The sequence below is a fragment of the Burkholderia sp. Se-20373 genome, assembly GCF_017104705.1.
Lineage (GTDB): Bacteria > Pseudomonadota > Gammaproteobacteria > Burkholderiales > Burkholderiaceae > Burkholderia.
On sequence record NZ_JAAGPH010000102.1, the window covers coordinates 23,172 to 30,095 of the forward strand.

Below are 6,924 nucleotides of genomic sequence, written 5' to 3' on the forward strand. Positions count from 1 at the left end.
CGCGCCCCGCGCGGGGGCGCGTCGGATGCAGCCGCGCGCAAGCCGCCGGCGTCACGTCCCGGCGGCCCGCGCAGCCGGCGTCAAAGCACGCGCGGCCGGATCAGCGCTTCGGGTTGCAGCGCTTCTTCGACCTGCGCAGCGGTCATCCACTCGCGCTCCAGCACGACCTCGCGGATCGACTTGCCGGTCGCGTGCGCTTCGGCCGCCACGGCGGTCGCGCGCTTGTAGCCGATGTACGGGTTCAGCGCGGTCGCGAGCGCGACCGAGCGCTCCATCGTTTCGCGCAGCCGCTCGGGGTTCGCGGTGATGCCGCTCACGCACCGCTGCGCGAGCGTCGTGCAGGCGGCCGTCAGGTGGCTGAAGCTGCGGAACAGCGCGCTGGCGATCACCGGCTCGAACGCGTTCAACTGAAGCTGTCCGGCCTCGGCCGCGAAGGTCACGGTCAGGTCGTTGCCGAACACCTCGAAGGCAACCTGGTTGACGACTTCCGGGATCACCGGATTGACCTTGCCGGGCATGATCGACGAGCCGGCCTGCACGGGCGGCAGGTTGATCTCGCCGAACCCCGCGCGCGGGCCGCTCGACAGCAGCCGCAAGTCGTTGCAGATCTTCGACAGCTTCACCGCGATCCGCTTGAGCACGCCCGACACCTGCACGAACGCGCCGCAATCCTGGGTCGCTTCGATCAGGTTCGGCGCGGTGCTCAGGTCGAGCCCGGTAATGCGCCGCAGCGCCGCGAGCGCCTTCTCCGCGTACTGCGGATGCGCGGTGATCCCCGTGCCGATCGCGGTCGCGCCGAGGTTGATCTCGCGAATCAGCCAGCCGGCTTCCTGCAGGCGCGCGATGTCTTCCGTCAGCATCACCGCGTAGGTCGAGAATTCCTGGCCGAGCGTCATCGGCACCGCGTCCTGCAGCTGCGTGCGGCCGAGCTTCAGCAAGCCGGCGAACGCGTCGGCCCGCTCCGCGAACGCATCGCGCAGGCGCGCCATCGCTTCGAGCAGATGCTCGACCGCGAAGCAGGTCGCCACGCGGATCGCGGTCGGATAGACGTCGTTGGTGCTCTGCGCGAGGTTCACGTGCTCGTTCGGATGCAGGTATTCGTACTCGCCGCGCGCGTGGCCCATGATTTCGAGCGCGCGGTTGCAGATCACCTCGTTCGCGTTCATGTTGGTCGACGTGCCGGCCCCGCCCTGGATGATGTCGACGACGAACTGGTCGTGCAGGCGCCCTTCGCGGATCTCGACGCACGCGGCGGCGATCGCATCGCGAAGCGGCCGCGGCAGCAGCCCGAGTTCGCAGTTCGCGTCGGCCGCGGCCTCCTTCACCGCGGCGAGCGCCATCACGAGGTACGGCAGCGACGCGATGGTACGGCCCGATATGTCGAAATTCTCCTTCGCGCGCAGCGTATGGACGCCGTAGTAGGCCTCATTCGGGATGCTTCGCTTACCTAAAAGATCCGCTTCGACGCGGAAACCGTTTTCTGTCATCGTCCCCTCCTGGGTGTCTCGTGCCGCTCGTCGTGCGCCGCTTCCCGACGCGACGGGTTCGCATTCTATGCCTTTGCAAAAACAACCTCACTTCTGTATTATCGAAAGCGGTTTTGCGTGGCACGCAACAATGAGAATCGAATGAAAAAAGGCGCGAGGGAACCCGGCATCGACCACATGGGCGCGATGCGCGCGTTCGTCAGAGTGGTCGAAACAGGGAGTTTTTCGGCGGTCGCCAAGGAGATGCACGTGTCGACGTCCACCGTCGCACGCAAGGTCACGGCGATCGAGGAGGCGCTCGGCGTCGCGCTGCTGCACCGCTCCACGCACAGCGTGACGCTCACCGAAGCCGGCCATATCTACCTGGAACGCGCCGTCACGCTGATCGCCGATCTCGACGACACCTTGCGCGTGGTCGCCGAGCTGAATGCGCAGCCGAGCGGCCCGCTGAAGCTCACCGCGCCGGTGGCGTTCGGCCGCCGCCATCTCGCGCCGCTGGTCGCGCCGTTCCTCGCGCGCTACCCGACGATCCAGCTCGACGTGCGGCTCACCGACAACCACAACGACCTCGTGGCCGGCGGCTTCGATCTCGACATTCACGAAGGCGAGAACTACCTGGACAACCTCGTCGTCCACCGCCTGTCACGCAACGACAGCATCCTGTGCGCGACGCCCGGCTATCTCGACCGCTGCGGGCGCCCGGCCACGCCGGACGACCTCAAGCAACACAACTGCCTGCGCTACGTGCATCCGGAAGGCGATCCGCGCTGGGATCTCGTGCACGGCGACGCGCATCACAGCGTGCTGCCGGCCGGCAACCTCGTCACCGACCATTCGGAGCTGCTGCTCGAAGCGACCTGCGCGGGGCTCGGCATCGCGGAGTTCGAGATCTGGCTGGTGCGCGACCTGCTCGCGAGCGGCCGGCTCGAAGCCGTGCTGCCGCGCTACCGGCTGCAGAACCGGCTGACGGGCGAATACATCTATATCGCGTACCTGGCGAACCGGCGCAGCTCGGCGAAGCTGCGCGTGCTGAAGGACTTTCTCGCGGAACACCTCGCGCATGTCGGCGAGCTGTCGGCGCTGGAACTGACGAAGATTCGCGGCGCGAGCGCGTAGCGCGCGCGCCCTGGGTCAGGGTCGCGCCACTGCGCATGGCCCGCGTCGCGGACCACCGGCAGCCGCGCAGCCGCGCCGTTCAGGCCGCCTGCAATTCAAACGGGAACGTGGCGTGCCCGATCTCGACACCTTGCGTGTTGAGCATCCGCGGCCGATGGAAGCCGGCCAGCGGCGCGCGCTGCTCGGCCGTGCCGATCTGCAGCCGCTCGAGCAGCTCGCTGACGACCATGTAGAGCACGTCGAGATTGCCGTCCTCGATCTTCACCGAGATGCCGAGCGCGCCGTCGGCGCCCAGCGCCCGCGTGCGCTCGGACGCCCGCACGCCGATCCCGTAGCACGCATCGGCGCCGAGCTTGCCGACCACCTGCCCGTCGAACGCGTTCATCAGCACCGTGCAATAGCGCCCTTCGCCGGCAACCAGCTCCGGATACGCGGTCATCGCATGATGAATGCGCGCCAGCGCGCGGACGCGATCGGTGACGGCGTCACCGCCCGCTTCCACCGCGTCCGCCCCGTCGGCCAGCGATGCGTAAAGCCGCGCGAGCCGATCCAGCGAAAACGCCGGCGTCGGCAGGTTGCACCCATCGATCGCCCAGCCCACTTCGTCGTCGCGCAGCCCGCACGCATCGGCCACCACGTGCTTCACGCGCACCTGCATCGGATGCTCGGGGAGGTGGTAATCGGCGATCGCGGCGCCGATCGCCCGCGCGCCGGCCAGCATCCCGACGTGCTTGCCCGAACAGTTGCTGCACACGCCGGTCGGCGAGTAGTCGCGCTTGATCCACGCGCGATACACCGCGTCCGACAGCGGCGGATGGCCGCCGCAACGCAAGTCCGATTCGTGCGCGGCGACCTTGGCGAGCATCGCGCGCGTGCGCTCGATGTGCCGGTCCTCGCTGCTGTGCGACGCGCACATCAGCGCGATATCCGCATCGTCGAAGCCGAAGCGTTCGGGCGCGCCCGTCTCGATCACCGACAGCGCCTGCGCCGGCTTGGCCGCCGAGCGCGCAAGCGTCATCCGGAACGGATCGCCGAACCGGGCCAGCAGCGTGCCGCGTGCATCGACCACCGCCACATGGGCGGCGTGCGTGTTCTCGATCGCATCGCCTCGGTACGTGACGACTGCTGCGCGTTGGGTGTCCATCGTGTGTTGTCTCCATGCTCGGGGCCTGCTTGCCGGGGCCCGTCCAACCGGTACGGCAGTGTATCGAGTCGTCGCCGCCGCGCACGGCCGGGCGATGGAAAGTGGTGTTGCACGCCACGCAAAGGCAATCCGCCCCCCACGAAAGCCTGACCGAATTAGTACAAAAACCATTCGATCGTTTACAGAATTAGTACCAATTCGTACAATTGCGATCGCAAACGCGAATCATACGCATTTACATTGACGTTTTCCGATGTTCCGCGCTGCCCGCCCGGCATCGAGAAGACGCACCTGCTCACCGAACCTTCTGCTGCCTCTCGATATGCCCGCCCAGTTCAAGACGAGGCCTCGCGCCCTCGTGTCGGCGCTGACCTGCTCCGTTTTCCTCACCCCGCTGCTCGCTTCCGCCGAAAAGGCCCCTGCTTCCGCACCCGCCGCCGACCAGCCGGCACCGTCCGCCGCCGTACAGGCGACGCTGCCGACGATCAACGTCCAGTCGACCGCGCCGTCGGACATGCAGGTGAAGCGCTCACCGTCGTACAAATTCACCGCGCCGCTGCTCGACACGCCGCGCTCGGTCACGGTGATCCCGGAGCAACTCATCAAGGAAAAGAATGTCACGTCGTTCGCGGACGCGCTGCGCACGGTGCCGGGCATCACGTTCCTCGGCGGCGATGCGGCCGCGAACCCGTCGGCCGATCGCCCGGTGATCCGCGGCTTCGAATCGCGCAACTCGATCTTCGTCGACGGAATGCGCGACTCGGGGCTGCAGAACCGCGAAACGTTCGCAGTCGAGCAGATCAGCGTGATCAAGGGCCCCGACTCGGTCTACGCGGGCCGCGGCTCGGTGGGCGGCAGCATCGACATCGTCACGAAGACGCCGAAGAACGACAACTTCATCAACAGCAGCATCGGCTTCGGCACCGACGGTTACAAGCGCGCGACGGTCGACGCGAACCACAAGATCAACGACACGACGGCCGTGCGCCTGAACGTGATGGGTCACGACGCGAACCAGGCCGGCCGCAACGACGTGTACAGCAAGCGCTGGGGCGTCGCGCCGTCGATCGTGTTCGGGCTGAATACGCCGACCACGGTCACGGTCAGCTACTACCACATGAACTCGTACGACATGCCGGACTTCAGCGTGCCGTTCCGCGCGTCGGGCGGCACGCCGGTGCCGACCGATCGCGGGCAGTTCTTCGGGCTGAACACGCGCGACTACCGCTACGGGCAGACCGACACCGCCCAGGTGCGCGTCGAGCACAAGCTCAATGACGACTGGAAACTGAAGAACACGACGATGTTCGGCCGCTCGACGCTCGACTACGTGGCGACGAACCCGCAGATCCTCGCGTCGAATCCGACCATGCTGAGCCTGCAGGCGAAGAGCGGCAAGTACGCGCTCAACGGCTTCTCGAACCAGACCGAAGTGACCGGCAGCGCGAGCCTGTTCGGCATGAAGCACACGATGACGGCCGGCGTCGAGTTCAGCCATGAACAGGCGCGCTACGAGGGCTACCTCGTGTCGGATGCGGCCGGCAACAACATCCGCTCGGGCGGCCCCTGCTCGGTGGCCGGCAACTGCACACCGCTCGCGGGCGGCTGGAACCCGAACATGCCGTGGACCGGCAACATCGTGCTGAACGGCGACAAGGGCTTCCCCGGCGCGACGACGAACACGCGCACCGACACGGTTTCCGCGTACCTCTTCGATACCGTGAAGCTGTCCGAGCGCTGGCAGTTCAACACGGGGCTGCGTTTCGACCGCTACGACACGACCGGCAAGCAGGCCGGCGTGGCCGACCTGTCGAACACGTCGAACCTGTTCAGCTACCAGTTCGGCCTCGTGTTCAAGCCGGTGAGCAACGTGAGCCTGTATGCGTCGTACGGCACGTCGTCGAATCCGCCGGGTTCGAACGGCGGCCTCGGCGGCGGCACCGACCAGATCACCGCGACGAACCAGGATCTCGCGCCGGAACGCTCGCGCAACATCGAGATCGGCGCGAAGTGGGATGTGCTGCAGGATCAGCTGTCGCTGACGTCGGCGCTGTTCCAGACCGAGAAGACCAACGCGCGCGTGAGCGACGGTCTCGGTCACACGGTCAATGCGGGCAAGCAGCGCGTGCGCGGCGTCGAATTCGGCTTCGCGGGCAACCTGAGCCCGAAGTGGCACGTGTTCGGCGGCTACTCGTACCTGAACGCGATCACGACCGATGCGGGCCCCGGCAGCCCGGGTGCATCGGGCCTGCCGATGGTGATGGTGCCGAAGCACAACTTCACGCTGTGGACGAGCTACGACGTGATGCCGAAGCTCACGCTCGGCGCCGGTGCGACGGTGATGAGCCAGACCTATGCGTCGGTATCGGCGACCACGAAGAAATGGACGCCCGGCTACGCACGCTTCGACGCGGCCGCAACGTGGCGCGTGAACAAGACGATGGACGTGCAGCTCAACGTGCAGAACCTGTTCGACAAGAAGTATTACGCGAGCGCGTACCCGATCTACGCGACGTGGGCGCCGGGCCGTTCGGCGATGGTCACACTCAACTTCTATCAGTAACGCGGTTGGCGGCGGGCGGGCGCGATGCACCCTTCCCCGCCGCGCTCACCACGGCAGCGAGTACGTCTTCACGTTCGTGAAGCTCTTCATCGCTTCCTGCACGCCTTCCTTGTAGCCCAGCCCCGAATCCTTCACGCCGCCGAACGGCGTCACTTCGAGCCGGTAGCCCGGCACTTCGCGCACGTTCACGCTGCCGACTTCCAGCTCGGTGATGAAGCGCGTGATGTGGTCGAAGCGGTTCGTGCAGACCGACGACGACAGCGCATAGTCGGTGCTGTTCGACATCCGGATCGCTTCGTCGATGTCGCGGAAACGCATGATCGGCGACACGGGGCCAAAAGTCTCGTATTTCACGAGCGGCATGTCGGGCGTCACGCGATCGATCACCGTCGGCGAATACAGCGCGCCGTTGCGGACATTGCCGACCAGCAACCGCGCCCCGCGCGCGATCGCGTCGTTCACCTGCTGCTCGCAGAATTTCGCGGCCGCCTCGTCGATCACCGTGCCCATGTCGACCGACGGATCGGCCGGATTGCCGTACGACCACGCGCTGGTTTTCTCGACCACCAGCTCCGTAAAACGATCGGCCACCGACTCGTGCACGAGCATCCGCT

At 66.6% G+C, this 6,924-nt stretch carries 5 protein-coding genes; 2 read left to right on the plus strand and 3 right to left on the minus strand.

Features of this window, described 5'->3' with window-relative positions:
- Window positions 1-80: 80 nt before the first annotated feature.
- Window positions 81-1,487, minus strand: a complete 1,407-nt coding sequence (locus tag G3N96_RS27115) for an aspartate ammonia-lyase (RefSeq protein ID WP_206139098.1) — start codon at window positions 1,485-1,487, stop codon at window positions 81-83.
- 141 nt (window positions 1,488-1,628) lie between these two features.
- On the opposite strand from G3N96_RS27115, the gene G3N96_RS27120 reads away from it, so the two are divergent.
- Window positions 1,629-2,603: a LysR family transcriptional regulator gene (locus G3N96_RS27120; RefSeq protein ID WP_124577458.1), complete on the plus strand. Its 975-nt coding sequence runs from the start codon at window positions 1,629-1,631 to the stop codon at window positions 2,601-2,603.
- A 79-nt stretch (window positions 2,604-2,682) separates the two neighbouring features.
- On the opposite strand, the gene G3N96_RS27125 is transcribed toward G3N96_RS27120, so the two are convergent.
- Window positions 2,683-3,747 carry an asparaginase gene (locus tag G3N96_RS27125; protein ID WP_206139099.1) on the minus strand — a complete coding sequence of 355 codons (1,065 nt, stop codon included), beginning with the start codon at window positions 3,745-3,747 and terminating at the stop codon, window positions 2,683-2,685.
- 322 nt (window positions 3,748-4,069) lie between these two features.
- Between G3N96_RS27125 and G3N96_RS27130 the strand changes: the two genes are divergently transcribed.
- Complete coding sequence (locus tag G3N96_RS27130) at window positions 4,070-6,310, plus strand: TonB-dependent receptor (protein WP_206139100.1); 2,241 nt, start codon at window positions 4,070-4,072, stop codon at window positions 6,308-6,310.
- Window positions 6,311-6,355: 45 nt separating this feature from the next.
- Here G3N96_RS27130 and G3N96_RS27135 read toward each other — a convergent pair.
- Window positions 6,356-6,924 (minus strand): aldehyde dehydrogenase family protein (locus tag G3N96_RS27135; RefSeq protein ID WP_206139101.1); only part of this gene is annotated, 569 nt, incomplete at its 5' end.

Excerpts from the sequence above, each read along its gene's own strand:
- G3N96_RS27115 (WP_206139098.1), bottom strand. The coding sequence starts at position 1,487 with ATGACAGAAAACGGTTTCCGCGTCGAAGCGGATCTTTTAGGTAAGCGA.
- G3N96_RS27120 (WP_124577458.1), top strand. The coding sequence starts at position 1,629 with ATGAAAAAAGGCGCGAGGGAACCCGGCATCGACCACATGGGCGCGATG.
- G3N96_RS27125 (WP_206139099.1), bottom strand. The coding sequence starts at position 3,747 with ATGGACACCCAACGCGCAGCAGTCGTCACGTACCGAGGCGATGCGATC.
- G3N96_RS27130 (WP_206139100.1), top strand. The coding sequence starts at position 4,070 with ATGCCCGCCCAGTTCAAGACGAGGCCTCGCGCCCTCGTGTCGGCGCTG.